Source organism: Bradyrhizobium sp. Rc3b (assembly GCF_900114915.1).
Lineage (GTDB): Bacteria > Pseudomonadota > Alphaproteobacteria > Rhizobiales > Xanthobacteraceae > Bradyrhizobium.
In genome coordinates this window covers 433,881-460,569 of sequence record NZ_FOUS01000003.1, presented here as the reverse complement: position 1 = coordinate 460,569, position 26,689 = coordinate 433,881, and the positions used below count along the sequence as shown (strand labels likewise).

The 26,689-nt window shown below is 64.2% G+C and carries 16 protein-coding genes; 4 read left to right on the top strand and 12 right to left on the bottom strand.

Features of this window, described 5'->3' with window-relative positions; translation table 11 throughout:
* Position 1: 1 nt before the first annotated feature.
* From treZ to BM190_RS08940, 5 genes are read right to left on the bottom strand one after another with little or no spacing between them, the layout of a single operon-like run.
* Complete coding sequence (gene treZ / locus BM190_RS08960) at positions 2-1,750, bottom strand: malto-oligosyltrehalose trehalohydrolase (RefSeq protein ID WP_092253679.1); 1,749 nt, start codon at positions 1,748-1,750, stop codon at positions 2-4.
* On the bottom strand, positions 1,747-3,825 hold the full coding sequence (gene glgX / locus BM190_RS08955) for a glycogen debranching protein GlgX (protein WP_092253677.1): 2,079 nt from the start codon (positions 3,823-3,825) through the stop codon (positions 1,747-1,749). The genes treZ and glgX overlap by 4 nt, the downstream gene beginning before the upstream one ends.
* Before the next feature lie 3 nt (positions 3,826-3,828).
* Positions 3,829-5,976 (bottom strand): 1,4-alpha-glucan branching protein GlgB, encoded by a 2,148-nt coding sequence (gene glgB / locus BM190_RS08950; RefSeq protein ID WP_177236976.1) that lies wholly within the window; start codon positions 5,974-5,976, stop codon positions 3,829-3,831.
* Positions 5,969-9,262, bottom strand: a complete 3,294-nt coding sequence (gene treS / locus BM190_RS08945; protein ID WP_092253673.1) for a maltose alpha-D-glucosyltransferase — start codon at positions 9,260-9,262, stop codon at positions 5,969-5,971. Before treS ends, glgB begins: the two co-directional genes overlap by 8 nt.
* Positions 9,263-9,273: 11 nt before the next feature.
* The gene (locus tag BM190_RS08940) at positions 9,274-11,220 is read right to left on the bottom strand and encodes a maltotransferase domain-containing protein (RefSeq protein ID WP_092253671.1); all 1,947 of its coding nucleotides are present in this window, start codon (positions 11,218-11,220) and stop codon (positions 9,274-9,276) included.
* Between the two features lie 204 nt (positions 11,221-11,424).
* Here BM190_RS08940 and malQ point away from each other — a divergent pair, with 204 nt between their 5' ends.
* Positions 11,425-13,386: a 4-alpha-glucanotransferase gene (gene malQ, locus BM190_RS08935; protein WP_092253669.1), complete on the top strand. Its 1,962-nt coding sequence runs from the start codon at positions 11,425-11,427 to the stop codon at positions 13,384-13,386.
* Between the two features lie 41 nt (positions 13,387-13,427).
* Complete coding sequence (locus BM190_RS08930; protein WP_092254000.1) at positions 13,428-15,230, top strand: glycoside hydrolase family 15 protein; 1,803 nt, start codon at positions 13,428-13,430, stop codon at positions 15,228-15,230.
* Between the two features lie 16 nt (positions 15,231-15,246).
* Here the strand turns inward: BM190_RS08930 and BM190_RS08925 are convergent, their stop codons facing one another.
* Genes BM190_RS08925 through BM190_RS08895 form a run of 7 tightly spaced genes read right to left on the bottom strand, consistent with a single transcriptional unit; the run spans position 15,247 to position 23,464 of the window.
* Positions 15,247-15,924, bottom strand: coding sequence for a phytanoyl-CoA dioxygenase family protein (locus BM190_RS08925; RefSeq protein WP_092253667.1), 678 nt, complete (start codon positions 15,922-15,924; stop codon positions 15,247-15,249).
* A gap of 27 nt (positions 15,925-15,951) precedes the next feature.
* Positions 15,952-16,764, bottom strand: a complete 813-nt coding sequence (locus BM190_RS08920) for a Cof-type HAD-IIB family hydrolase (protein WP_018318525.1) — start codon at positions 16,762-16,764, stop codon at positions 15,952-15,954.
* 22 nt (positions 16,765-16,786) lie between these two features.
* Positions 16,787-17,317, bottom strand: a complete 531-nt coding sequence (locus BM190_RS08915; RefSeq protein WP_092253665.1) for a gluconokinase — start codon at positions 17,315-17,317, stop codon at positions 16,787-16,789.
* Positions 17,304-18,053, bottom strand: a complete 750-nt coding sequence (gene pgl / locus BM190_RS08910) for a 6-phosphogluconolactonase (RefSeq protein WP_177236975.1) — start codon at positions 18,051-18,053, stop codon at positions 17,304-17,306. The genes BM190_RS08915 and pgl overlap by 14 nt, the downstream gene beginning before the upstream one ends.
* Complete coding sequence (gene zwf / locus BM190_RS08905) at positions 18,053-19,564, bottom strand: glucose-6-phosphate dehydrogenase (protein ID WP_092253661.1); 1,512 nt, start codon at positions 19,562-19,564, stop codon at positions 18,053-18,055. Before zwf ends, pgl begins: the two co-directional genes overlap by 1 nt.
* A gap of 38 nt (positions 19,565-19,602) precedes the next feature.
* Complete coding sequence (gnd, locus tag BM190_RS08900) at positions 19,603-20,601, bottom strand: phosphogluconate dehydrogenase (NAD(+)-dependent, decarboxylating) (protein ID WP_092253659.1); 999 nt, start codon at positions 20,599-20,601, stop codon at positions 19,603-19,605.
* A gap of 13 nt (positions 20,602-20,614) precedes the next feature.
* Positions 20,615-23,464 carry a bifunctional transaldolase/phosoglucose isomerase gene (locus tag BM190_RS08895; protein WP_092253657.1) on the bottom strand — a complete coding sequence of 950 codons (2,850 nt, stop codon included), beginning with the start codon at positions 23,462-23,464 and terminating at the stop codon, positions 20,615-20,617.
* Between the two features lie 303 nt (positions 23,465-23,767).
* Here BM190_RS08895 and BM190_RS08890 point away from each other — a divergent pair, with 303 nt between their 5' ends.
* Complete coding sequence (locus BM190_RS08890; protein ID WP_092253655.1) at positions 23,768-24,433, top strand: STM3941 family protein; 666 nt, start codon at positions 23,768-23,770, stop codon at positions 24,431-24,433.
* A gap of 297 nt (positions 24,434-24,730) precedes the next feature.
* Positions 24,731-26,674 (top strand): PrkA family serine protein kinase, encoded by a 1,944-nt coding sequence (locus BM190_RS08885; protein WP_092253653.1) that lies wholly within the window; start codon positions 24,731-24,733, stop codon positions 26,672-26,674.
* The last annotated feature ends 15 nt before the right edge of the window (positions 26,675-26,689 follow it).

Sequence of the window (26,689 nt, the reverse complement as noted above, 5' to 3'; positions counted from 1 at the left end):
CCTAACCTCCGAGGCGCCAGACCACCGACCAGGGGGCAAGCCGGTCGCCGTCGCCGCCCCAGATCGGCGTACCCGCGCTGACATTGGAGATGATTTCTTGGTCCGACAGGTTGGCGGACAGGCGAAGCACCGTGCCGTCGCCCATGCGCCAATGCGCGGTGAGCAGGCCGCTGTCGGCCGCCTCGGCCTCGCCGAAGCTCGCGCCCCTCAGCCGCGGCATGATCTCCTTGCGGCGAAGCGCGAGCAGCTCCCGGACCAGCGCGAGCCGCGCGTCCTGCTGCGGCGTGCGGCCGGTCCAGTCGAGCACGGCTGATTGCAGCGTTGCCGGATCGAGCGGGTCGGGCACCTCGTCGCCGTACTTCTCGTAAGCCCAGGCATATTCCTGCTTGCGCCCCTTGCGGACGGCATCGGCGAGTTCGCCGTGGAAATCGCAGAAGAACGGGAAAGGCGCCGTGGAGCCCCATTCCTCGCCCTGAAACAGCATCGGCACCATCGGCGCGAGTAGTGTCACTGCAAGCGCCGCTTCGATCTGCTGCGATGATGCCAGGCTCTCGAGCCGGTCGCCGAGCGGACGGTTGCCGATCTGGTCGTGGTTTTGCACGAAATTGACGAAGGTCGCCGGCGGCAGCTTGCCGCTCGGCTCGCCGCGCGGCTTCTTGCCCCAGAACTCCGAAACCTCGCCCTGGTAGACGAAGCCGGAGGCCAGCGCGCGGGCGAGATCGAGCCGCGGCGTTTGATAATCCGCGTAGTATCCGGCGAGCTCGCCGGTCAGCATCACGTGCCAGACGTGGTGATAGTCGTCGTTCCACTGTCCCCGATATTTGCCGTTCGGCGGCTCCTGCGCCGCGTCGAGCAGGCTGGCGCGATTGTCGCCGTTCTCCAGCACGAGATGGATGTGCCGCCCCGTGGCCTTGGCAAGCTCGCCGGCGGCGACGCTGAGGTCCTGCAGCATCGATTGCTCGCCGGGGATCGCCATGATGTGATTGGCGGCATCCAGCCTCAGGCCGTCGAAACGGTAGTCGCTGAGCCAGGACAGCGCATTCTCGACCGCGAATGCGCGCACCTGCGGCACGCGATAGTCGATCGCACTGCCCCAGGGCGTGTGGGCATCGGTGAAGAAGGCCGGCGCATAGCGGCCGAGATAATTCCCCTCGGGCCCGAAATGATTGTAGACGACGTCGAGGAACACCATCAGGCCGCGCAGATGCGCTTCGTCGATCAGCGTCTTCAGGTCCTCGGGCCGGCCATAGGCGCTGTCGGGCGCATACCAAAGCACGCCGTCATAGCCCCAGCCGCGGCGCCCGGCGAAATCGGCCAGCGGCATCAATTCCAGCGCGGTGATGCCGGTTGCGACGAGATGATCGAGCTTGTCGATCATGGCGCGGTAAGTGCCTTCGGAGGTGAAGGTGCCGACATGGGTCTCGGTCAGCACCGTCTCTTCCCAGGGGCGGCCGCGCCAATCGCGCGCACGCCACGAAAAGGCGTCGTGATCGATCACCTGGCTCGGCCCGAACACATCCTCGGGCTGAAAGGCCGAGGCGGGATCGGGTACCTCGATCTCGTCATCGATCCTGAACTTGTAGGGACTGCCGGCGGTGAGGCCGGAAATCTCGGCCACGTACCAGCCATCCTGCCGGCGCTGCATCGCGTGTCTTCGGTCGAGCAGGAGGTCGACACGCCGCGCGCCAGGCGCCCACAGGCGGAACGACACGCCGTCCTTTGTCGGCCTCGCCCCGAAGGATGGCCTCATAGCGCCCCCGCGAAGGCGAGCACCGAGCGCGGCGGCGCCTTGCTGTCGCTCCCGGGCGGGAACTCGACCGTATTCAGCTTGGCATCGGTCGTGTTCAAGATCTGCTGCCAGCTCTTGTATTCGGTCATTTTGGGCAATTTGAATGCGATCTCTTCGGGGGCGGCGTTCAGTACGATAAAGATCGCGGCCCCACCCGGTTCCACCGGGCCCATCACATAGGAGAGGAATCTTCCCTCCGGGAATTTCCAGTCGTTCTCCGTCATTTCGTCGCCCGCAGGTGTCAGCCACAATGCGCCGTACGACACGCCGTCTGCGGGGCGGCCGTCGAGCCAGCGATGGCTGCGAAGCTGCGAGAACCGGCGGCGGATGTCGGCGAGATGGCCAACGAAATCGACCATGTCGTCGCCCTCTTTGCCGAGATTGTCCCAGCCGACCCAGCCGATCTCGTTGTCCTGGCAATAGGCGTTGTTGTTGCCGGATTGCGAGTTGCCGACCTCGTCGCCGGCGAGGATCAGCGGAACGCCCTGCGCCAGCATCAGGCAAGCCAGCACGTTCTTGCGAAGCTGACGGCGCAGGGCGAGGATCTGAGGATCATCGGTCGGCCCCTCGACACCGCAATTGTTGCTGTGGTTGTCGTTGGAGCCGTCGCGGTTGTCCTCGCCGTTGGCCTCGTTGTGCTTCTCGTTGTAGCTGAAGAGATCGGCGAGCGTGAAGCCGTCATGGACGGTGATGTGATTGATGCTGGCGCGCGGCCGCCGTCCGTCATGGTTGAACAGGTCGGACGATGCCGTCATCCGGCTGGAGATGTCGCCGATCAGGCTGCCTTCGCCGCTCCAGTAGCGGCGCATGGCGCTGCGATAGCGATCATTCCATTCCGACCATTGCGAGGGGAATGCGCCGACCTGATAGCCGCCAAGGCCGAGGTCCCAGGGTTCGGCGACGAGCTTGACGGCCGCAAGCACCGGATCCTGGCGGATCGCGGTCAGGAACGAGATGCCGCGATCATAACCGTTCGGCCCGCGCGCGAGCGTGGTGGCGAGGTCGAAGCGGAAGCCGTCGACGTGGCAGACCTCGACCCAGTAGCGCAGGGAATCCATCACCATCTGCAGCACGCGCGGATGGGTGAGATTCACCGATGAGCCGCAGCCGGTGAAGTCATCGTAATAGCGCGGGTTCTCGCGGTTGAGCCAGTAATAGGAGGCGTTGTCGATGCCGCGGTAGCACAGCGTCGGGCCGAGATGGTTGCCCTCGGCGGTGTGGTTGTAGACGACGTCGAGCATCACCTCGATGCCGGCATCGTGCAGGCGCGCCACCGTGGTGCGGAAGGAGTCGAGCGCATTGTCCTGGGCGTAGCGCAACTCCGGCGCGAAGAAGGAGAGTGAGTTGTAGCCCCAGTAGTTGGCTAGCTTCTTCTCGACCAGGATGCGGTCGTCGACGAAGCTGTGCACCGGCAGCAGCTCCACCGTGGTGACGCCGAGCTTCTTCAGGTGCTCGATCATCGCCGGCGAAGACAGCCCGCCATAGGTGCCGCGCAGGTTCGGCGGCACGTCGTCGCGCTTCTGGGTCAAACCCTTGACGTGGGCCTCGTAGATGACGGTGTCTTCCCAGGGGATGTTGGGACGGATCTCGCGGCGGCCCCAGTTGAAAGTCTCGTCGACCACGACGGCCTTGGGCATGCCGCGGGCATTGTCGCGCCGGTCGAAGGACAGATCCTCGCGCGGGCTCCCGGTGCGGTAGGCAAAATGCGCATCGCTCCAGACCAGGCGTCCCGCGAGCCGCTTGGCATAGGGATCGAGCAGCAACTTGTTCGCATTGAACCGGTGGCCGTGCTCGGGCTCGTAGGGGCCGTGCACGCGATAGCCGTAGAGCTGGCCGGGCGAGACGTCGTTGAGATAGCCGTGCCAGACATCCTCGGTTCTTTCCGGCAGCTCGATGCGCTCGAGCTCGCGGCGGCCTTGCGTGTCGAACAGGCAGAGTTCCACCTTCTGTGCGTTCGCGGAGAACAGCGCGAAATTGGTGCCGCGTCCGTCCCAGCTTGCGCCGAGGCGTGCAGGCGATCCAGCAGTCAGGCGCATGTGTCAGCTTTCCGGAACGAGAAAGATCGCGGCGAGCGGCGGAATGGTGAGGCGGAGCTCGGGCGCCTTGCCTTCAACGGCATGAACCTCGCCGATGTTCCCGACATTGCTGCCGCCATAATGGGCGGAGTCCGAATTGAACACTTCCTTCCACTTGCCGGCAAAGGGCACGCGAACGCGATAGTTGCGATAGACATTGGGTGAGAAGTTGATGATGACGAGACACCGCGCCTGCTCGTCGAATCCCTTGCGCAGCCAGGCGAACACGTTGCGGTTGGCGTCATCCGTGATCAGCCATTCGAAGCCGGCCTGGTCGCAGTCCATCTGGTGCAGCGCCGGCACCGCGCGATAGAGCCGGTTGAGGTCCCGGATCAGTGACTGAATGCCGGAATGATACTTGTATTCGAGCAGGTGCCAGTCGAGCGACTGGTCGTGATTCCATTCGCGGCTTTGGGCGATTTCCGCGCCCATGAACAACAGCTTCTTGCCGGGATGGCCGAACATGAAGCTGTAATAGGCGCGCAAATTCGCAAAGCGCTGCCACTCGTCGCCGGGCATGCGGCCGAGGATCGAGCGCTTGCCGTGCACGACCTCGTCGTGGGACAACGGCAGGATGAAGTTTTCCGAGAACGCGTAGTGCAGGCCGAACAGGATCTCGCCGTGATGGTGCTTGCGGTGAACAGGGTCCTTGCTGATGTAGTTCAGCGTGTCGTGCATCCAGCCCATGTTCCACTTGTAGCCGAAGCCGAGCCCGCCGAACTCGACGGGGCGCGAGACCTGCGGCCATGCGGTGGACTCCTCGGCCGCCGTGGTCGCCTGCGGGAAGCGCGCGAAGACCTCGGTGTTGAAGCGGCGCAGGAAGTTGATCGCCTCGATGTTTTCGCGGCCGCCATACTGGTTCGGGATCCAGGCGCCGGGCGGCCGGCTGTAGTCGAGATAGAGCATGGACGCGACGGCATCGACGCGTAAGCCGTCGATCGCATAGCGCTCCATCCAGAACAGTGCGTTCGACACCAGGAAGTTAGTCACTTCGGTGCGGCCGTAATTGTAGATCAAGGTGCCCCAGTCGAGGTGGCGGCCCTGGAGCGGGTTGGCGTGCTCGTAGAGCGCGGTGCCGTCGAAACTGCCGAGCCCGTGCGGATCGTCGGGGAAGTGACCGGGCACCCAATCGAGCAGCACGCCGACACCCTCGCGGTGGCAGGCATCGACGAGGGCGGCAAAATCCTCCGGCGTGCCGAAGCGGCTGGTCGGCGCATAGAGGCCGGTCGGCTGATAGCCCCAGGAGCCATCGAAGGGATGCTCGCTCACGGGCAGGAATTCGAGATGGGTGAAGCCCATGTCGCGGGCATAGGCCGGCAACTGTTCGGCCAGCTCGCGATAGGTCAGCCATTCATCGCCGTTCTTGCGACGCCACGAGCCGAGATGCACCTCATAGATCGACATCGGCGCCGACAGCGCGTTGATGCCGTCAGGCGCCGGGCGTGGCCGTGGCAAATGCGTTTCGTCGAGCACGATGGAGGCCGTCTTCGGACGGACTTCGCTGGCAAAGGCCATCGGGTCTGATTTCAGCGGAAGCAGATGGCCGTGCGGCCCGATGATCTCGAACTTGTAGTGATCGCCGGCTTTGGCATGCGGAATGAACAATTCCCAATACCCGGCGCCGCGCACCCGCATCGGATGGCGCCGTCCGTCCCAGAAATTGAAATCGCCGACCACGGAAACGCGGCGTGCGTTCGGGGCCAGTACCACGAAGCCGATGCCGTCGATGCCCTCGAGCCGCATCGGATGCGCCCCGAGCTTGTCGTAGAGGCGCTGATCGGTGCCTTCGCCGAGCAAATAGAGGTCGAAATCGGTCAGGATCGGCGGAAAGCGGTAGGCGTCCTCAAACTCGACGACGTTGCCGCCGAATTTTGCGCGCAGCTGATAGTGCTTCGAGCCATTGGGCAGGGCGCCGATGAACAGGCCGGAATCATGCACGCGGTCGAGCGGAGCGACTTCGCCATGCTCGCCAACTGCCTCGACATTTGAGGCCTCGGGGAGAAAAGCGCGCACCACGCTTTTATCGCCTTCGGGGTGCAGCCCGAGATAGTGGAAGGGGTCGGAGTGGCGGCCCTCGATGATCGCATAGGCCTCGGCAGGCAGTTTAGGCATGGGCTTCGCTCCCGGCACTGGACAGAATGCGAAGCAGTCCGGTCAGCGGCGCATGGAGCCCCTCAGGCCGGTTGGACAGCTCGTACTCTACTTCATCGAAGGCTTGATCAAGCAGGAAAAACCTTAACAGGCCTTCCGCGGATTGCCGATCCTCCGGCCACAGCCGTCGATCGGTCATGGCTTCGCGATAGGCGGACAGGAAGGTTGCGGCGGCTCGCTCGCGCCATTCGTCGAGCGCGGCGGTGATCCGGCCCTGCTCGTCGGAAGCGCCCGTGAGCGCACGGCTCAGCGCCGCGTTAACCGAAAGATCGATCGAGCGGATCAGGCCGGCGACGTCGCGCGCGGCCGGCGCCTTGCGCCGCTTGTCGGCCAGCGGCAGACGCGGATCGCCGTCGAAGTCGATGATGAAGATATCGTCCTTCACGATCAGAGTTTGCCCGAGGCGGAAGTCGCCATGATGACGGATGCTCAGCCCGCCGATCCCGGAAGGCAATAGCGCATTCAGGTGGTCGGGCAGGGACGTGCGCACGGCGGCGAGCCGGTCGATCAACGGTCGGTCCGCCTCCCGCAGGCCGTCGCGGCTGTCGGCCAGCCGCTCGAAAATTCGCTCGGCCCGTGCCTTGAGGTCGGACACAAATCGTTTGGCGTGCGCAGAGCCGATCGGCTCTGGAGCAAGATCGTGCGGCTCTGCCGCCGCCAAGGCGACATGCAACTCGCCGAGCCGCCGGCCGATCTGCGCGATGAAGTGCAGATAAGGCGCTTGCTCCTGGGTCTCGCGCGGCGCTTCGCCTGCCGATAGCACGCGCTGCTCGTCGATATAGCGATCGAGATAGCCCGTGGTCACGGTCCAGCCGTCACCCTGGTTCTCGACATAAGCATGCAACACGCCGAGCGTGCTGCGCTGATCGCCTTCGACCAGCTCGACGCTGCCGAGCAGCGCCGGCGTATTGGCAAAGCGCGCGACCTCGGTGAGATAATGGCCGATCTCGATCTCGGGGTTGATGCCGCCTTCGAGCTGGCGATAGAGCTTGGCGACGTACTGGTTGTCGACCAGCGCGGTGCTGTTCGATTGCTCGATCGCGCGGATGCGTTCGGGCTCCTTGATGGTGTAATCGGCGAAGCGGCTCGTCGCCTTGAACTCCAGCCGCAGATTGTTTTCTTCCACCACCAAATTCTGCGACAGGTTGCGCAGGAACAGGCCGATGAAGATCTGATCGGTCGCCACGTCGAGCAGCGTGCCCTCTCGCGCACCCTGGCGGACGGCGGCGAGCGCCTTCGGGTTGAAGCGCTCGCGGTCGAAGCGCACCCACTCGATCTGCATCGGCAGCACGTAGCGCGACGCGGCGCCCTGGTCGGCCTTCTGGAAAAAAGCGATCCAGGGCCTGTTGTCGCCGATGTCGCAGAACGGCACGGCCGAGGTCAGCGTGGTTTTGATCTGCTTGGGATTGTGCTCGGGATACCACCGCGTCCGCGACAAGAATCCCGGTAGCACGTCGCGCTCGAACACGCCGCGCTCGCGGGCGAGCGACACCCAGTTCGAGTTCACCGGCACCACCAGCGTCTCGAACTCCGGCACCGCGCGCGGCGTCACCGGCTCGGACTTGTCGCGTTCCTGAAGCTGGAACCAGTAGAAGCCGTAAGGCCCCAGCGTGATCATGTAGGGCAGTTCGCCGATCGCGGGGAAGCGGGTGCGGCCGAGCATCTCCTGCGGGATGCGGTCCTTCCAGGGCGACAGGTCGAGCTCGGTCGCTTGCGCGGCGCGCGACAAATTGGCGACGCAGAGGATCACCTCGTCGCGATATTGCCGGACATAGGCCAGCACGGCGCGATTGGCTGGGCGGATGAAGGTCATGGTGCCGCGGCCGAAAGCGAGCGTCGACTTGCGCACCGAGATCAGCCGCTTGGTGGCGCTGAGCAGCGACGACAGGCTGCGCGATTGCGCTTCGACATTTACCGATTCGTAGCCGTAGACGGGGTCCATGATCAGCGGCGCGTAGAGGCGGGCGGGGTCACAGCGCGAGAAGCCGCCGTTGCGGTCGGGGCTCCACTGCATCGGCGTGCGGACGCCGTTGCGGTCGCCGAGATAGATGTTGTCGCCCATCCCGATCTCGTCGCCGTAATAGATGATCGGCGTGCCGGGGAAGGACAGCAGCAGCGAATTCATCAGCTCGATCTTGCGCCGGTCGTTGTCCATCAGCGGCGCAAGGCGCCTGCGGATGCCGACATTGATGCGGGCGCGCGGGTCGTTGGCGTAGGTGGTCCAGAGATAGTCGCGCTCGACGTCGGTGACCATCTCCAGCGTCAGTTCGTCATGGTTGCGCAGGAACAGCGCCCATTGGCAGCTCGCCGGAATATCAGGTGTCTGGCGCAGAATGTCGGTGATCGGAAAGCGGTCCTCCTGCGCGATCGCCATGTAGATGCGCGGCATCAGCGGGAAGTGGTAGGCCATATGGCACTCGTCGCCACGGCCGAAATATTCCTGCACGTCCTCCGGCCATTGATTGGCCTCGGCCAGCAGCAGCTTGCCCTTTGAATAGGAATCCAGCTCGTGGCGCAGGCGCTTGATGATCGCATGCGTCTCGGGAAGGTTCTCGTTCGAGGTGCCCTCGCGCTCACACAGATAGGGAATGGCATCGAGCCGGAAGCCGTCGACGCCGGCGTCCAGCCAGCGCTTCATCACCTGGATCAGCGCGCTGACCACGCGCGGATTGTCGAAATTGAGATCCGGCTGGTGCGAGAAGAAGCGGTGCCAGTAGAACGCACCGGCCTCGTGATCCCAGGTCCAGTTCGACTTCTCGGTGTCGGTGAAGATGATCCGTGTGCCCTGGTATTTCTGGTCGGTGTCGCTCCAGACATACCAGTTGCGGGCGCTGGAGCCGGGATGGCTGCGGCGCGCGCGCTTGAACCATTTGTGCTGGTCCGAGGTGTGGTTGACGACCAGCTCGGTGATGACGCGCAGGCCGCGCTTCTGCGCTTCCTGGATGAAGCGCTTGAAATCCTTCATGGTCCCGAAATCGGGATTGACCGAGCCGTAGTCGGCGATGTCGTAGCCGTCGTCGCGCCCCGGCGAGGGATAGAACGGCAAAAGCCACAGCGCGGTGACGCCGAGCTCCTGCAGATAGGGCAACTTCTCGGTCAGACCGGCGAAATCGCCGATGCCGTCATTGTTGCTGTCGGCGAAGGCCTTGACGTGGAGCTGATAGATAATGGCGTCCTTGTACCAGAGCTCATCCACGATCTCGGCAGCCTCAAGCTTCTTGGTGTCGACGGAAGACAGAACATTCATGGCGTGACCCCTTACGCCAGGCAGCGGAACAAGAGCGCCGGATCGCGGTCGGGATCGATACGCAACCTGATCCCGCCCCATTCGATGCGGGACTGTTCGCCGGTGAGAAGGTTTTCGAGTTTCGTCACATGGTGCCGCTGCCCGCCGGCGTCAACGGTGACGTCGCCCAGCGGCAGCCAGCACTCGCGCAAATGGCCCGAAAGCGCGATCACGCTGAGGACGGTATTGGCAGGCTCGGCCGCTTCCTTGACGAAGGCGATCGTCTCGCCGTCTTCAACGCCGAGAAAGCGCAAGTTCGCCGTTTGCTGGAGCGCGGCATTGTCGTTGCGTATGCGGTTGAGCGCGGCAATGTAGGACTTGATGTTGCCGGGCCGGTCCCAGTCGCGTTGCCGGATCTGGTATTTCTCGGAATCCAGATATTCCTCGCGGCCGGGCATCGCCTCGTGTTCGAGCAACTCGAACCCGCTGTAGACGCCGTAATTGCCCGACAATGTCCCCGCCAGCGCGAGGCGCGACTTGAATGCCCAGGCTTCGCCGCTCTGGAGATGATAGGGCAGCAGGTCGGGCGTGTTGACGAACAGGTTCGGGCGATAGAAGTCGCGCTCGGGATAGCGCGTCAGCTCGCCGAGATATTGCTCCAGCTCCCACCTTGTCGTGTGCCACGGGAAATAGGTGAAGGACTGCGCAAAGCCGAGCTTGGCGAGGCCCTTCATCAGCTTCGGCCGGGCAAACGTCTTGGAGAACAGGATCACCTCGGGATGCCGGCGGCGGATGTCGCGGACCAGCCAGTCCCAGAACGCAAGCGGCGCGGTGTCGTGGTTGTCGATGGCGAAGATGGTGACGCCTTGATCGATCCAGAACAGCATGGCGTCGCGAAACCCATTCCACAGCCCGGCCCTGTCGACGGAGTTGAAATCGGGGATCACGATGTCCGAATAGGGTCCCTCGGCCGTCCGCACCGAGCGGTCCGGCCGCCATTTGAACCATTCCGGATGCTGCGTCAGCCAGGGATGGTCGGGCGAGCATTGCACGGCGAAATCAAGCGCGAGCTCGAGACCATATTCCAGGCAAGTCGCGACCAGCGCGCGGAAATCCTCGATGGTGCCGAGCTCGGGATGCAGCGCATCGTGGCCGCCCTCGGCGGCTCCGATCGCGTAGGGCGAGCCGGGCTCGCCTTCGGTTGCCACCGGCGCATTGTTGCGGCCCTTGCGGCGGCGACGGCCGATCGGGTGGATCGGCGTGAAATAGAGCACGTCAAAACCCATCGCGGCGATATCAGGCACGCGGGCGATGCAGTCTCGCAGCGTGCCGTGCTGGCCGGCGACCTGGCTCTGGCTGCGCGGCATCATCTGATACCAGGCGCCGAAGCGCGCCTTGTCGCGGTCGACGGTCAGCGGGAAGGGCTGCGAGCGGGTCAGGTCTGGCCTGGACTGGCTCTCTGCCATGGCATTGCCGAGCTCGGCGGCAAGCAGCGAGGCGACATCGCCAGTCTGAAGATAATCCTCGCACTGTTTGACGATGACGGCCGCCGCGTCCTGTCGCGCGCCATGCGCCTTGGTCAGGAGCCCGGCCCCCTCGATCGCATCGAGGCTGACATCGGCACCCATTCGCTGCTTGCGCGCGACCCCGTGCGACCAGGTGGCGAACTCGTCGGTCCAGGCCTCGACGGCATAGACGTATTGCCCGGGCTCAACGGGTGTGAATCCGCCGGACCAGCGGTCGTTGCCCCGATGGTCCATCGGCTCGTGCTTCCAGTCGCGGTCCTGCTCGCGGCGCCAGATCAGCGCGGCCCCGACCACGGCGTCGCCATCGCGGTAGACATCGGCCCACACCTCCATGCGCTCACCCGCGATCCGCTTCACGGCGAAGCGGCCGGCGTCGATTGCGGGATAGACGTCCTCGATCAGGAAAGCGCTGCCGGCTGCGGCACTTTCGACAGTTTGAATTGTCTTGTTCACGGTGATGCCATTGACAAGAAAGCAGGAGCCCGTTTCCCTTGTCGGGAACCTACGCTTGATACCTATATAGAAAGCCGGTTGTGTGTCATTAGTTCCCTCGGGAACGGGTAGCGCGGTCTGCGAGTTAGGGCTGACTAACGTCTTCCACCGTCTCGTTAAAATTGATGCCCCCGGCAAAAGGGTGGCCTGCAAGCTGCGTGCCGAATGGATCTTTTAGCTCAAGCCCGCATCAAGGGCGTTCAATCCGAATTCATCGACGCCCTCGGAAAGCTGCGGGTCACCGATCCCGTGGCCCTCAAATCCATCCTCGATGCCCTGCCGGAGAAGCGGGTTTATCGCTTCGTCAGCGGGCCGGTCGTGGTCCGCGCCTTAGGGCATCCGCGCACCGAATTGGCGACGATCGGCGCGCCGCCGCTGAAGTGGAAATTGACCGCAAAGGCGGAGGTGATCGCCGAGGGCAAGGCCCGCGAGCCCGTGATCGCCTGGCCTGCCGGCCTGCCGCTCGGCTATCACCGGTTGACACTGACTGATGCGGAAGGTGTGACGGAAGAGGTGCCGATGATCGTGGCGCCCGAGCGCGCCTTCGGCGGCGATTTCGACCGCGGCTGGCTGCTTGCCGTGCAGCTCTACAGCGTCCGTTCGGACCGCAATTGGGGCATTGGCGATTTCACCGATCTCGCCGATCTGGTCCGGCTCGCAAAGCAGCTCGGGGCCGACGGCGTCGGGCTCAATCCGCTGCATGTCCTGTTCGACGACCACCCGGCCGATTGCAGCCCTTATTCGCCGAACAGCCGGCTGTTCCTCAATCCGCTCTATATCGACGTCGAGGCCATTCCCGAATTCTCCGCAGACCTCGTCCCCGACGCAGCCGCGACCGCGGCGCGTCTGCGCCAAGGCGACCGCGTCCCCTATGCCGATATGGCGGCGTTGAAATGGCTGGGCCTGCGCGCCGCCTTTGACAGCTTCGTGACGACGGCAAGCGCGGCGCGCCGCAAGGCGTTCGACGCCTTCCGCGCCGCCCGCGCGCCCCTATTGTCCCGCTTCGCCTGCTTCGAGGTGCTGCGCCATCGTTTCACCGCGCCATGGTGGGAATGGCCGGTTGAATGGCAGCAACCGGATGAGGCAAAATGCGCCAGCTTGCGCAATGGGCCTGACAAGCGCGAGGTCGAGTTCGTCGAATTCGTGCAATGGACCGCAGATAGCCAGCTGCATGCTGCCAAGGAGCTTGCCAGCCAGCTCGGCATGCGCGTCGGGCTCTATCTCGATGTCGCCGTCGGCGTGCAGTCCAACGGCTTCGATGCCTGGAACGAGCAGATGGCGATCTCCCGTCATCTCGCCGTCGGCGCGCCGCCCGACGTGCTCAACACCATCGGCCAGGACTGGGGCCTTGCCGGCTTCAACGCCGGCGGCCTGGAAGCGCAATCCTTCGTGCCGTTCGCCGACATGCTCGCCGCTTCAATGCGCCATGCCGGCGCTATCAGGCTCGATCACGTGCTCGGGCTGAAGCGGCTTTATCTGGTGCCGCGCGGCTTCAAGCCGGACAACGGTGCCTATGTGCAGATGCCGTTCGAGGCGCTGCTTGGCGCGGTGGCGCGCGAGAGCGCGGCCCACAAATGCATCGTGATCGGCGAGGATCTCGGCACCGTGCCGGAAGGTTTTCGCGAGATGATGCAGGATTTCGGTATCTGGTCCTATCTCGTCATGATGTTCGAGCGCGACGATGCCGGCCATTTCCGCAACGTCGACCATTACCGGCCCAACGCGCTGGTCACGCTGAACACGCATGATTTGTCGACCTATGCCGGCTGGCGCTCCTTCAGTGACCTCAAGATGAAGCGCTCGCTCGGGCTCGATCCCGGCGAGAACGACCAGGCGCGCTGGGATGCGCTCGGCAGGCTCGACGAGATCCTGCGCCAGAACGGCATTCGTGCCAACGACCTCTATTCCGTGCTGGCCTTCCTGTCGCGCACGCCGTCGCGGCTGCTCGCGGTCTCAATGGAGGACCTGCTCGGCGTGATCGACCAGCCCAACATTCCCGGCACGATCGACGAACATCCGAACTGGCGTCAGCGCTTGCCGGTCGCGCTCGACAAGATCGCCGCGAAGGTCGACCTCACGGCCTTGCGAGCCGCGACGCGGGAACGTTCGCTGAATGGCGGGAGTTGACGCGCGAGGGTTACAAGGGCTCTTTCAAGGCTCGCACGACATTGTCTCAGAGGATCGAGGACTATGCGCTGATCGGTGATTGCGAGACCGCGGCGCTGGTCGGGCGCAACGGCTCGATCGACTGGCTGTGCTGGCCGGCCTTCGATTCCGATGCCTGCTTTGCCGCCATCCTCGGCACCCACAAGAATGGCCGCTGGCTGATCGCACCGGGCGAGGACGTCACGAAGATTTCGCGCCGCTATCTCGGCAACACTCTCATCCTCGAAACGCGTTTCGAGACGAAGAGCGGCACCGTCGCGCTGATCGATTTCATGCCGCCGCGCGGCAAGGCGTCCGACATCGTGCGGCTGGTCCGCGGCGTCAGCGGCGCGGTGAAGATGCGGATGGAGCTCGTCATCCGCTTCGGCTTCGGTACCGATATCCCCTGGGTGCGGCGGATCGACCATTCGCTGATGGCAATCGCCGGCCAGGACATGACGGTGCTGCGCACGCCGGTCGAGACCCGCGGCGAGGATCTGACCACGGTGTCCGATTTCGAGGTGAAGGCCGGCGAGACGGTACCCTTCGTGCTGACCTACGGCCCCTCGCATCTGGAGCCGCCCGCGCCGATCGATCCGGAGATCGCGCTTCAGGACACCGAAAAGTTTTGGCAGGATTGGTGCGGCCATTGCGCCCGCGACGGAGACTATCAAGACCTCGTCATGCGCTCGCTGATCACGCTGAAGGCGCTGACCTTCGCGCCGACCGGCGGCATCGTCGCGGCACCCACCACCTCGCTGCCGGAAAAGCTCGGGGGCAGCAGGAACTGGGATTATCGTTTCTGCTGGCTGCGCGACGCCACCTTCACGCTGCTGGCGCTGATGAACTCGGGCTATACCGAGGAAGCGCTGGCCTGGCACAATTGGCTGCTGCGCGCGGCGGCCGGCTCTCCGGCGAACATGCAGATCATGTACGGCATCTGGGGCCAGCGGCGGCTCTTGGAATGGGAGGCGGGCTGGCTCGACGGCTATGAGGGCGCGAGGCCGGTGCGCGTCGGCAATGCCGCGCATGCGCAGCTCCAGCTCGACGTCTACGGTGAGCTGATCGACGCCTTCCACCAGTCGCGCATGGCCAAGCTCAAGCTCGATGATGAAACGACATGGGCGCTGGAATGTGCCGTGCTCAATCATCTGGCCGAAGTCTGGGACCGGCCCGATCACGGCATCTGGGAGCGGCGCGGCCAGCCCAGGCATTACGTCTTCTCCAAGGTGATGACCTGGGTCGCCTTCGACCGCGGCATCAAGAGCGCCGAGACCTTCGGCTTCAAGGCGCCGCTGCTGCACTGGCGTACCTTGCGCGAGGCCATTCATCGCGACGTCTGCAATCGGGGGTTCGACATGGAGGAAAATGCCTTCGTCGAATCCTACGGCTCGAAGCTGCTCGACGCCAGCGTGCTGCTCCTGCCGGCCGTGGGCTTCCTGCCGCCGTCGGACCCGCGCATCCGTGGCACCATCGCCGCGGTCGAGACATGCCTGATGCGCGACGGCTTCGTGCTGCGGCACGATCCGCGCGAGCTGCCTGCGGGGCAGCCGCCGCTCGAAGGCGCGTTTCTGGCCTGCAGCCTGTGGCTCGCCGATGCCCATGTGCTCGCCGGCGATCTCGACAAGGCGCAGATCTTGCTCGATCGCGTCGTGGGCATCGCGAACGATGTCGGCTTGCTGGCGGAGGAATACGATTCAGTCGCCCGCCGCCAGACCGGCAACTTTCCGCAGGCGCTGACGCACATCGCGCTGATCAACACCGCGCATAATCTGTCGGCGGCAAGACAGGAGAGCGAGAAGCCGGCGGTGCAGCGGTCGAAATAGTCATAGCCGCTTGCCCCTAGACCCCGAGCCACTCTAGGCCGCCCGCAAGCTCGCCTACGGCAAAGTCGACTTGCAGGACGCGGCGATGCATCGGAGTGGTCGCCGCCTCCGATGCATGGAGAATCGGCGTCGCGTAGAGCCAGATATCGCCTGCCTCGGCCACACACGCGATGGTGCCACAATGCCGGACGACGTCCTTTACGTCCTCCTCGGCAATCCGCCCAAGCTTATGCGATCCGGGCGCGATCAGAAGCGGCGCATTGCTTGCCGGGACAGGATCAATATGAACTCGCAGAGTTACCATACCCGATAGCAATGCGAAGGGCGGCTCGACGTGTTGCATGCCGCTCTTGACGCTCCATGTTTCGAAGCCGTCGACCGGTACGCGCGCTTTCACGGCGACCGTGCGATCCTGATGCCAGCCCAAAGCCCAGTTCGTCGCAGCCGTCTTGTCGAACAGGATGGCCCTGACCGGGCGGCAGGCTTCTCCAAGCGCCGACGCGGCACAGCTTCCGATATCTCCGCTCGTGGCCAGGAAGGGCGCGAGGCCGTCGACGCCTCTTAGTCTCAGGCCCGCGTGGTCAGGCGGCAGATGGGACAGGATTGCCTTGAGCTGGCTCACCGCATCTGAGGTCAGCGCCCGCCGGAATAGCTGCGCGCCATCATCCAGAAGAGTGAGATGTTCAATTCCCAAGATCGCACACCGAATTAGGCCGATCGCTCAGCCCACCCCATTCCGCTTCAAGATCATCTCCATCGCTTCGGCAAAACCATCCTGCTCGTTGCTCGCGGTGACGTGCGTCGCCTGGTCCTTGACGTTGTCGGTGGCGTTGCCCATGGCGATCGAGATGCCGCTGACGGCGAACATCGCAAGGTCGTTCTGCATGTCGCCGATGGTGGCGACGGCGCCGGTCGCAATGCCCAGGCGCCTGGCCATCGCCTCGACGAAGGTGCCCTTGTTGAAGCCGGGCGGGGTGATGTCGAGATAATAGGTCTGCGAGCGCACTGCCGTTGCCTCGTTGCCTAGCGCCTCCTGCATCGCCTTCTCGCAAGCCTCGAGCCTGGCGGCGTCGGCGCTGGCGCCGACGATCTTGCAGGCGCTCGAAAGGTAAGGCGAAAAGTCCGTCACGATGGTGGGATCGGAGCGGATCGTATGCTGCTCGTGCGCGACGTATTTACCGCTGGGGTTGTCGATCAGCCACTTGTCGGTGGTGAACAGCCAGATGTCGGCGCCGAACTTGCGGAGGATCTGCAAGGACCGCTCGGCCGCGCTGGCCGGGATTAGGTGCTGCTCGACCGGCCGCATCTCCGGATCGACGATCGAGGAGCCGTTGAACGGGCCGACCGGCAGCCAGAGCGCCAGCGGCTCGATCAGGAAGCGCATGCCGATGGCGGGACGGCTGGAGGTGATGGTGAAGCCGATGCCGGCCTTGTGCAGCCGCTGCACCGCACTCCTCGCGCGTTCCGTCAGCGTCTTGTCCTTGGTCAGCAGCGTGCCGTCGACGTCGGACACTACGAGTGAGATTTGCGTCATGACAGGACCTAACGGTTTTGCCTCAGCGTTTCGCAGTACCCAGTTTCAGCTGCCGCACCACGCCGTCCACGATCGCTTCGACGGTTTCGTCGATCGAGACGGTGATGACGTGCTCGCCCGCCTCCGGCGGCTCCAGCGTGTCGAACTGGCTCGTCAGTAGCCCAGGCGGCATGAAATGCCCCTTGCGCTGCGCCAGCCGTTCGGCGATCAGCTCCTTGGTTCCCTTCAGGAACACGAAGCGGACGTCGTCGCGTCCACGCAGCAGCACGTCACGATAGGTGTGCTTCAGCGCCGAGCAGGCGATGATGATATGCCCGCCCTTGTCGCAAACCTGTGCGATTTCGTCGGCGATGGCGTTGAGCCAGGGCCAGCGGTCCTCGTCGGTGAGGGGATGGCCGGCCCGCATCTTCTCGACATTGCTGGCGGGATGAAAGCCGTCGCCGTCCTCGAAGCGCCAACCGAGCCGCTCGCCGAGTGCTTCCGCAACCGTGCTCTTGCCCGAACCCGACACGCCCATCACGATCAATGCACAAGGTGCTTCAACGCCCGCCACGAATTCCCTCCGGAAGCGCGGCCCTGTCGACCAGCCAGACGGTCTCACCATTCGAGCGCGCGCGTAAGGCCGGCAGAGTCTCGCCATTGACGAGGCGCGTCAAGATCGGCTGCTTGTCATGCCCGGCAATCTCGAACAGCATTTCGCGGCAGGACGCCAGAGCGGGCAAAGTGAGCGAGATCCGCGGCACGAAAGGCGCGACATTGGCCTTGGGCACCCCGACCACCCAGCGTTCGGTCTCCTCGATTTCGGGGAAGCCCGGGAAGAGCGAGGCGGTGTGGCCGTCGGGGCCGGCGCCCATCAGGACCAAGTCGAACAACGGCCGCGCCGGATCGAGATTTTCAGAACCGTAGAAGGCCTGCAGCTCGCGCGCATAGGCCTCGGCGCTTCGGTCCGGATTGTCAGCCGTGGTCGGGATCGGGTGGATATGGCCGGAGGGCGCATTGCGGTCGAGAAAGGCCGCGCGCGCGACCGCCATGTTGTTGAGCGGATCGCTCTCAGGCACGAAGCGTTCGTCGCCGATGAACCAGTGCACGCGGTCCCACGGGATCTTGCCGCGCCAGGGCTCGCTGCCGAGCAATTGATAGAGCTTTTTCGGGCTGGAGCCGCCGGTGAGGCAGATCGCGATGCGCGAGGGGTTGGCCTTGATCCGCACCATCACCCGTTCGGCCGCGGCTTGCGCCAGCGCCCCGGCGTCGGCCGCGACGATCAGCTCCGGCAGTCCGGCCGCCGCCATCACGAAAATTTCCGCCAGCTTCGTCCGTCGCGCCGGAGCAGCTCGTCGGCGCAGGCCGGGCCGTCGCTGCCGGCTTCATAGGTCTCGATGCCGTTGGTGCCCGCGCTTTTCCAGGCGTCCAGGAACGGCTGCACTGCCTGCCATCCGGCCTCGATGCCGTCGGCGCGCTGGAACAGGATGTTGTCGCCGATCATGCAGTCGTAGATCAGCGTCTCGTAGCCGGTCGAGGGATCGGCCCGGAAATAATCGCCGTAGCGGAATTTCATCTCGACGCCGTCGATGGTGACGCTCGGCCCCGGGATCTTGGCGTTGAACTGCAGCTCGATGGTCTCGGTCGGCGCAATGCCGATGGTGAGAAAATTCTGCGACAGGCGATCGACGGTCGTGCCTGAGAACATCGACAGCGGCGCCTGCTTGAACTTGATCGCGACTTCGGTGCGCTTGTGGCCCAGCGCCTTGCCGGTGCGCAAATAGAACGGCACGCCGGCCCAGCGCCAATTGTCGATCATCAGTTTCAGCGCAACAAAGGTTTCGGTGCTGCTGCCGGGCTTGACGTCCTGGGTCTTGTGGTAGTCCGGGATATCGTCGTCGCCGACGCGGCCCGCGAGATATTGCGCGCGGACCGAGTTTTGCAGCGCATCCTCGCGGCTCGGCTGCTGGATCGACGTGAGCACCTCGGCCTTCTCGGAGCGCACGGAATGGGCGTCGAAGCGCGCCGGCGGCTCCATCGCCACCAGCGACATCAGTTGGAACAGGTGGTTCGGCACCATGTCGCGCAGCGCGCCGGTGGCATCGTAGAAGCCGCCGCGATGGCCGACGCCGAGCTTCTCTTCCACGGTGATCTGGATGTGATCGATGTGGTTGCGATTCCAGATCGGCTCGAACATGCCGTTGGCAAAGCGCAGCACCAGGATGTTCTGCACGGTCTCCTTGCCGAGATAATGATCGATCCGGTAGATCTGGTGCTCGTCCATGATCTTCAGCAACTCGGCGTTCAGCGCCTTGGCCGAGGCGAGGTCGGTCCCGAACGGCTTTTCGATCACGAGCCGCCGCCAGGCGCCGTTCTCCTTCATCATGCCGGTGCGGCCGAGCTCGCGCGCCGTCGGTGCGAACGCAGTGGGCGGCGTTGCCAGATAGAACAGCCGGTTGCCGCCAGTATCCTGCGCGCATTCCAGCGAATCCAGGTGCTCGCGCAGGCGATCGAACGACGGCGGGTCCTTCGGATCGGCCTCGACGAAGGTCACGCATTCCAGCAGCTTCTTTGCGATGTCGTCGTCCACGGGACGGGTCGCGAACTGGCGCAGTCCCTTCAACAGGCTGTTGCGCAGTTCGTCATCCGACTGCCCCCTGCGGGCCACGCCGACGACGCAGAACTTTTCCGGCAACAGATGCTCGGCCGCCAGATTGTAGAGCGACGGCATCACCAGCCGATGAGTGAGGTCGCCGGTCACGCCAAAGATGACGAAGGCGCAATTTTCCGGCTTGCGCTTTACTTGCGGGTCTTTTGTCACGAATTGTCGGCCTTCGCTTAGTTACGCTTACTGAGCTCTTATTTGGGCTTCGCGGCGCCCGGCTGCTTCGGCTCCTTGTGACCGCCAAAACCTGCGCGCATCGCGGAGAGAATTTTTTCGGCGAAGGTGTGTTCCTGGCGGGAACGGAAACGTGTGTAGAGCGCCGCGGTCAAAACTTCGGCCGGCACGGCCTCGTCGATCGCCGCGTTCACGGTCCAGCGTCCTTCGCCGGAATCTTCGACGAAGCCGGAATATTCCGCCAGCTGCGGGCTGTCGGCGAGCGCCGTCGAGGTGAGATCGAGCAGCCAGGACGGGATCACGCTGCCGCGCCGCCACACTTCGGCGATGTCGGCGAGATCGAAATCGTAGCGGTGATCTGCCGGGAGAGCCGCGATGTTGGCGTTCTTGAGGATGTCGAAACCTTCGGCATAGGCCTGCATCAGGCCGTATTCGATGCCGTTGTGGATCATCTTGACGAAGTGGCCGGCGCCGACCGGGCCGGCATGGATGTAACCCTGCTCGATGCGGGGATCGCGGCCCTCGCGTCCTTCCGTGCGTGGAATGTCGCCGGCGCCGGGCGCCAGCGCGGCGAAGATCGGATCGAGCCGGTCGACCACCTGCTTCTCGCCGCCGATCATCATGCAATAGCCGCGGTCGAGGCCCCAGACACCGCCCGATGTGCCGACGTCGACATAGTGGATGCCGCGTTCCTTCAGCGCCTTGCCGCGGCGGACATCGTCCTGCCAGAAGGTGTTGCCGCCATCGATGATGACGTCGCCTGGCTGCATCACGCCCGCGATGGTGTCGATCGTGGTCTGGGTGATGTGCCCCGCAGGCAGCATCACCCAGGCCGTGCGCGGCCGCTCAAGCTTCGAGATGAAGTCTTCGAGCGTCGAGGAGCCGACCGCACCGTCCGCGGCAAGGCTAGCTACGGCCTTGGCGTCCTTGTCATAGACCACGGTCGAGTGTCCCTGGCGCATCAGGCGGCGAACGATGTTGCCGCCCATTCGGCCGAGGCCGATCATGCCGAGTTGCATCTGCGATATTCCCTTAGTTCAGCGCGTCGTTGAGTGCCGCATTGAGTGCCGCGAGACCCTTCTTGAGTCCGCCCTTGAGGTGCACGCGTAGCGCGCGCCGGCCGCGTTCGGTGAGCACGTCGAAATCGCCGCGTGCCTGCGCCGCCTTGATCACGCCGAAGCTGGCCTTCTGGCCCGGCACCGCCAGGTCCTTGGCATCATCGGCGGTAATCTGGAGGAACACGCCGCTGTCGGGCCCGCCCTTGTAGGCCTGCCCGGTGGAGTGCAGGAAGCGCGGTCCGAACTCGGCGCAGGTCGCGACCTGCCGCTTCTCGCGGACCTCTAGCCGCATGGCCTGAAGCGCGTCGATGGTCACCTTGTCCCGGGCGATGTAGCCGAGCAGGGCGACGTAATCGCCGTCGCCGGAGCGCGACAGATGCGCCTTGAGCCACGAGGCGAGGTCGCCGTTGGCGCCGGCGGCGCGCAGCGCGGTGGCGTTGGCCTCGTCGGTGTAGAGATCGGCCTCATCGGTGCTGACCACCGGCTGCTCTTCCGGCAAGGCGCCGGTCTTCTCGAACGACGCCGTGAGCTCGCGGGTCTTGATCTTGGCGGCTTCTACGTCCGGCTGGTCGAACGGGTTGATGCCGAGGATCGAGCCCGCCACAGCGGTCGCCATCTCGAAGCGGAAGAACTCCTGGCCGAGATGGTCGATCGACTTCATCACGATGCGCACGACGGGGTGGCCGGCCGCTTCGATCGCGGCAAGCTTGGAGTCATGGGCGGCATCCGCTTCGCCCTCGACGCGGATGTCGATGAAGAACCGATCGTTGCCGTAGACGGAAGGATCGCCCAGCGGCTCGCCCTCGATCGGGATCAGGCCCTTGCCTTCCTTGCCGGTCGATTCCGCGATGAGCTGCTCGGCCCAGGCGCCGAAATCGGCGATCTTCTTCGACGACAGGATCGTCACCTTATCGCGGCCTTCGAGGCCGGCGAGGCCGATGGCAAGGCCAAGCTGCACGCCCGGGTTTTCGCTCGGCGGCACGTCCGGTCCGCAGGAGCGCGCCATGGCCAGCGCATGCTTGACGAAGGTCTTGACGTCGATGCCGGCGGTCGCCGCCGGCACGAGGCCGAATGGCGACAGCACGGAATAGCGCCCGCCGATCGAGGGCTCGCCATGGAAGATGCGGGCGTAGTTCAGCTTCTTGGCGGCCTTCTCCAGCGATGAGCCGGGATCGGTCACCGCGATGAAGCGGAAGCCGGTCTTCGCCTTCGGGCCGAGTGCTTGCGCAACGCGCTCATGGAAATAGTCCTTCATCGCGTTCGGCTCGGTGGTGCCGCCGGACTTGCTGGAGACGATGAACACGGTGTTGGAGATGTCGATCCGGGCCTCCATCGCCCGCACCTGCGCCGGATCGGTGGAATCCAGCACATGCAGCTTCGGGAAGCCGGGCTTTTTCCCGAAAGTCTCGGCCAGCACCTCCGGCCCGAGGCTCGATCCGCCCATGCCGAGCACGACGGCGTCGGAGAACTTCTGCCCCTTCACGCGGCCGGCGTAGTCCTCGTAATCGGCGACGTCGGCCTTGGCGGCGCTGTCGAGCCAGCCGAGCCATTTGTCCTCGTCCGTGCCGGTCCAGACCGACTTGTCGCGCTGCCACAGCCTGCGGATTTTCGCGGACGCCCGCCATTCCTCCGTGCTCTTGGTTACGGCCTTGTCGAGCCCGTCGCCGAGCGAGAGAGACTGGCGGTCCAGCGCGGGCCCAAGCACCGTGGCGCGCTTGTGGGCGACGGCGCCGTAGAGCTTGTCGGCGGCGTCCGCGAACAGCTTGACGCCGTCCTTGACGAGCTCCTCGGTGATGGCGTCCAGCGAGACGCCGGAGCGCTCCAGCTCTTCCAGCACGCGGTAGGCGTCCTCGACGTTCTCTTCCAGGCTGTCGCGCGGCTTGCCGTGGTCGCGGAACGCATCCAGCGTTGCCGGCGGCACGGTGTTGATGGTGTCTGGACCGATCAGCTCCTCGACATAGAGGACGTCGCTGTAATCCTTGTTCTTGGTGCCGGTCGAGGCCCACAGCATCCGCTGCGGCTTGGCGCCCTTGGCGGCGAGCTTGTCCCAGCGGGGACCCGAGAACAGGCGCTTGTAGTCCTGGTAGGCGACCTTGGCGTTGGCGATCGCGATCTTGCCCTTGAGCGCGGCGAGCCGCTCCTTCTCGGACGGATCGTTGGCGCGGGCGATCTTGTCGTCGAGCTGCTTGTCGACCACGCTGTCGATACGGCTGACGAAGAAGCTGGCCACGCTCGCGACATGCGAGGGGTCGCCGCCGCCTGCGACGTATTTTTCGAGGCCGGCGATGTAGGCTTCGGCCACCTGGAGGTAGACCGCCTTGGAGAACAGCAGCGTGATGTTGATGCTGATGCCGTCTCCGATCAGCTGCTCGATCGCCGGCAGGCCTTCCGGCGTCGCCGGCACCTTCACCATCAGGTTCTTGCGACCAACATCCTTCCAGAGCCGGCGAGCCTCAGCGACCGTGCCTGATGTGTCCATGGCGAGATAGGGCGAGACCTCCAGGCTGACATAGCCGTCGCCGCCCTCGAGGCGGTCATAGACCGGGCGCAGCACGTCGGCTGCATTCTGGATGTCCTCGATCGCGACGGCCTCGAACAGGTCGGCCACGGTCCGGTCGCCGCGCTTCAGCGCCTTGCCGATCGGGGCGTCATACTCGTCCGAGCTGCCGATCGCCTTCTCGAAGATCGAGGGGTTGGAGGTGACGCCCTTGACGCCATCGGTCTCGATCAGCCGCTTCAGGTCGCCCTTGGCGATGAAGCCGCGGGCCAGGAAGTCCAGCCAGACGGCTTGTCCGTGCTTTTCCAGTTCTTTGACGGGATTCATGATGCTTATTTATCTCCAAGCCTGCGGGCGAGGGGTTTCCGCGCCGGTCCTGACGCGCTATCCTCTAGCTTACATGCACCCGGGAGGGAACCAATCAAGGGTACAGGCGTCATACCTCCAGTGTAACTCCGTCGCGATCATGGCGATCCGGGCGGGAGTAGCGGTTGTTGCGTAAAAAGTCGTTGGCCGAAGGTTCGGCCGGGTCTCGTTGCGTAACGCCGGCCGCTTCGTCGTCAGCCAGTGGCTGCGTGGAGTGCCATCAGCGGATTCCGGTCCGTCTGGTGCATCGTGGTTCGGCCGCGAATGGCCATGCTGGGGAAGAGCATGCACGCCCATCCTCAAGGTCTGGCGTTTGGTGTTGCCGACAGCCAGCAATCTGCCATGACCATCGACGCATCCCGCGATCTCGAAATCAGGCGATGCGCGACGCGGTTGCGGCTGCTGGTCGCGGCTGGCTTTGCGATGACCCTGCTCAGCGCCAGCCTCGCCTTCGACTTGTGGGACGGTTTGGGCGACTACGACACGACGCTCGGCTATGCCGGCGTCGCGCTGTTCGGCCTGGTGACCTGTTGGCTGATCTGGATGCTGCCCGCCGAACGGGGGGCGGTGGTGGTCGTCACCCCCTACGGCATCCGCGATCTCCGCATCGGCAATGAATTTCTGCCGTGGGATTCGATTGCAGAGATTTCGGCTGAGGAAAGCCGCGGCCACAAGATGATCGTGCTGACGCCGACGCCGGCCTTGCAGCAGCAGCTCTGCGGCATCCGCGATTTGGCCCGTTGCGTGCGAAACGATCGTATCGTCATCCTGTCGGACGGCCTGGCGACCGATTTTGATACATTGCTGCGCGCTTGCCGCGACTGTCACGCTGCCAGCACTCCGCGCGCCGCATTGCAGCAGGAAGATGAACGCGGCACCCAAGGTGGAAACCAAGGCGGCGCTCAAGGCTTCGCCGTACAAGCGTCATAAGATCGCCGCTCGCAGATCGCTATGCTGCAACGCCGGATGGACTCATCCCCGGTAACGCCCGGATGTTGCGACTGAGTGACATTTTCTGGAAATGAGCCAATATAGACAGAGATTCGCACAAAATACGGGCAGGTGCCTGTTCGTAACTCAACGAGTGCCTACGTTGTGCGTTGCGTGGTGTCGGCACCCGGGTGTCCAATGATCGTCATGTGCTCACGCTGATTCGAAACGGCCTGAGGAACGGTCCGGTAACTGCTTTCGTTTCAGCTTGTAGCGGAACTCACGCGGAGAGGGATCATGTACAACGATTCTCTATTCAACGCTTTCGCTCGGTCGTTCGAGGCGAGAAGCCAGCACGACATGTCGATGGCGGAATATCTGGAATCGTGTCGAAGCGATCCCATGAAATACGCGAACGCGGCCGAACGACTACTAGCGGCGATCGGCGAGCCCCAGACGATTGACACGGCCAAGGACCCACGCCTTGGCCGTATTTTTTTGAACCGCACGATCCGCACCTATCCGGCCTTCGCCGGCTTCTACGGCATGGAAGAAACCATCGAGCGCATCGTTGGTTTCTTCCGCCATGCGGCGCAGGGCCTGGAGGAGCGCAAGCAGATCCTCTATCTGCTCGGGCCGGTCGGCGGCGGCAAATCCTCGCTCGCCGAGCGGTTGAAGTCGCTGATGGAAGTGCATCCGATCTACGTGCTCAAGGCCGGCGACGAGCTCTCGCCGGTGTTCGAGAGCCCGCTCAGCCTGTTCGATCCCGATCATCTCGGGCCGATGCTGGAAGAGAAATACGGCATTCCGCGCCGTCGTCTCACCGGCCTGATGAGCCCGTGGTGCTACAAGCGGCTGGAAGCCTTCGGCGGCGATATCTCCCAGTTTCGTGTCGCAAAAATCCAGCCGTCGCGGCTGCGCCAGATTGCGATCTCCAAGACCGAGCCCGGTGACGAGAACAACCAGGACATCTCCTCGCTGGTCGGCAAGGTCGATATCCGCAAGCTCGAGACCTACGCACAGAACGATCCCGACGCCTACAGCTATTCCGGCGGCCTCAACCGCGCCAACCAGGGCGTGCTCGAGTTCGTCGAGATGTTCAAGGCGCCGATCAAGATGCTGCACCCGCTGCTGACCGCGACGCAGGAGGGCAACTATATCGGCACCGAGAACATCGGCGCGATCCCGTTCACCGGCGTCATCCTCGCGCACTCCAACGAGGCCGAGTGGGCGAGCTTCAAGGCCAACAAGAACAACGAAGCCTTCATCGACCGCATCTGCGTGATCAAGGTGCCTTACTGCCTGCGCGTCACCGAGGAGCAGAAGATCTACGAGAAGCTGATCCAGGGCTCCGAGCTCGCGTCGGCGCCTTGCGCGCCTTCGACGCTGGAGACGCTGGCGCGGTTCTCGGTGATGTCGCGCCTGCGCAAGCACGAGAACTCCACCCTGTTCGGCAAGATGCGGGTCTACGACGGCGAGAGCCTGAAGGAATCCGATCCGAAGGCGCGCAGCGTCCAGGAATATCGCGACGCCGCCGGTGTCGACGAGGGCATGGACGGCGTCTCCACCCGCTTCGCCTTCAAGATCCTGGCTGCGACCTTCAACCACGATCCGCAGGAGGTCGCCGCCGACGCCGTGCATCTGATGTACGCACTGGAGCAGTCGATCCGCCGGGAGCAGCTGCCGGAGGAAGTCGAGAAGCGCTATCTCGAATTCATCAAGGCGGATCTGGCGCCGCGCTACGCCGAGTTTATCGGCAACGAAATCCAGAAGGCCTATCTCGAATCCTACTCGGATTACGGCCAGAATCTGTTCGACCGCTACGTCGACTATGCCGACGCCTGGATCGAGGACCAGGACTTCAAGGATCCCGACACCGGCCAGCTGCTCGATCGCGAGCTTTTGAACCAGGAGCTGACCAAAATCGAGAAGCCGGCGGGCATCGCCAACCCCAAGGACTTCCGCAACGAGGTCGTCAAATTCTCGTTACGCTCGCGGGCCCAGCACGGTGGCAAAAATCCGACCTGGACCTCCTACGAGAAGATTCGCGACGTGATCGAAAAGAGGATATTCTCGCAAGTCGAGGACCTGCTTCCGGTCATCTCTTTCGGATCGAAGAAGGACGGCGAGACGGAGAAGAAGCACGGCGAGTTCGTCGCACGCATGGTGGAGCGTGGCTACACCGAGCGTCAGGTTCGCCGGCTCGTCGAATGGTACATGCGTGTGAAGCAGGCCGGTTGAGGCGGATGGTAAAGT